Source organism: Arthrobacter sp. Hiyo1 (assembly GCF_001263615.2).
Classification (GTDB): domain Bacteria; phylum Actinomycetota; class Actinomycetes; order Actinomycetales; family Micrococcaceae; genus Arthrobacter.
The window spans coordinates 408,822-410,633 of record NZ_DF952470.1; the positions used below are offsets into that span (position 1 = coordinate 408,822).

Annotated in this window: 2 protein-coding genes; both read right to left on the reverse strand. The window is 65.5% G+C overall.

The window, feature by feature from the left end; all coding sequences use genetic code 11:
• Positions 1-958, reverse strand: a 958-nt coding sequence (locus tag AHiyo1_RS10740; RefSeq protein ID WP_148667542.1) for a Gfo/Idh/MocA family protein, incomplete at its 3' end; no start/stop codon positions are given.
• A 222-nt stretch (positions 959-1,180) separates the two neighbouring features.
• Positions 1,181-1,812, reverse strand: a 632-nt coding sequence (locus AHiyo1_RS10745) for a DUF1684 domain-containing protein (protein WP_059388560.1), incomplete at its 5' end; no start/stop codon positions are given.

The following is a 1,812-nucleotide window of genomic DNA, read 5'->3' on the forward strand; positions in this document are numbered from 1 at the left end:
CTTCGAGGACCTGCATGAAGGCGCCGCTGTCCGCGAGCGGACTGATCAGCGGCGCCGCGGTTGCGGGCCCCGGCGTCGAGCGACGATGCTCCAGCAGGTCTTCGGTGAGGTCCACCCGGCCGTATACGGTTTCGCGCTTCCCGGCGGCAGAGCTGACAGTGAGGCGGTCTTCGGTGTAATGGAACACTGCAGTGCCTTCGCTGCCCTGCAGGGTGATGTACGGTTCCACGGACTCGGCGGCGCAGAGGGTGAGCGCGCACGTGATGGGCACGCCCGCTGCGGTGCGGATCCGGATGACGGAGGTGTCGTCGGCTTCGATGTCGTTGGCGCGGTACAGGTCCGTATCCACGGACGCAAGATCGTCCACGGTTTTCGCCCCGGCGATCCTCAGCGCTGTGGCGATGGCGTGGGCCAGGGGGTTGGTCGCCACCCCATCGACGACGTCGACGCCGTCAAGGCTGCGCTTACCCGCCCATCGTGAGCGTTTGTAATAGGCGCGGTCACGCACCCAACGCCCGGTGGCCGAGATGCCCAGGAGCGTGCCGATCTCTCCCGCCGCAAGGAGTTCATCAATGGCCTGGAGGGCCCGGGATCCGAGGCTTTGGAAGCCGACCTGGACGATTCTGCCGGCTGCGGTGGCGGCTTCCTGCAGGCGATTGAAGTCGGCGAGAGAAGCGACTGGAGGCTTCTCGAGGTACAGATCGGCGTGGGGGAGCGTCGTGAGGGCGAGTTGCGCGTGCGTCTGGATGGGGGTGGCCACAATGACGAGGTCCAACGCGGGGGTTCCCGCCAAGAGCTCGTCCAAGTTGCTGAATACCGCGGTTCCGGGCGGGAGGGCGCCGGGGGCGGGCGGATTCGGATCCGCCACGGCAACAAGTCGCACCACGCCGTTTGCCTGGAGCCTTTCGAGGTTCTGCAGGTGGTGCGCGCCGAAGCCGTGGACCCCAATAAGGGCCACCCTGCTGGCTCATGGCCGGACTGTTTGTGTTCTGCCGGGTTGCGTTCTGCCGGGACGGGCGTGGACAGGGTGCCCATGGCTCTCCTCATCTGTCCCCGGGAGGCGGGGCTGCTGACGTCGGTGTCGTTTCAGGACCGCTTGGTAAGCGCTTTCCAAGAAGAGTGTACCTTGAGTCGAGGGGAGATGTAACGGCTTTGGTTTGCTGCGTTTGGAGGGCTGCGTTTAGACGATCCGGCCGGCCGGCAGCTTCTCCCCGGCCTCGACCGCCACGTCAATCGAATTTCCCGCTACAGGCATAGGGCATGTGCCATATGGAGTGAAGGCGCTCGGGTAGTTGATGGCGCGGTTGAAGTCGAGGACCACGGAACCGTCGGGCCGGGGGCGCGAGACGGCCAGCTTGCGCCATTCGTCCGTGGTGTTGCCGTTCGTCTCGTCGTGGAAGGTCACCGTGAGGGCTCCGAGCTTCTCGGCCTCGGCGTGCAGGCGGATCTCGTGGGGAAGTCCAGGCGCCCGGAAAACCACCTCGCCTACCGATCGGTGCACCCCATCCACCAAAGGATTGGCTGTCCCGATGGGCACATCCACGGGCTCGGGGTACGCCTCGAAGCGGCCTTCAAGCACCCAGTCCGGGTTGTATTCAAAGGTGGGAACAGCGTCGAACTCCGTCAGTACGGGCGAGGAGTCATCCCTGGTCCGGATAGCGTACTTGTCCGCGCGCATGGCAAGTTCCACCACCACTTCCGTGCCATCCGAGCCGCCGAACTGCACCCACATGAGCGATTCCTCGTCCTGGAGGGTGGCTGAAATCGTGCCGTCCACGGGAGCTCCCGTCTCCACGAGCGTGAGTCCGTCGG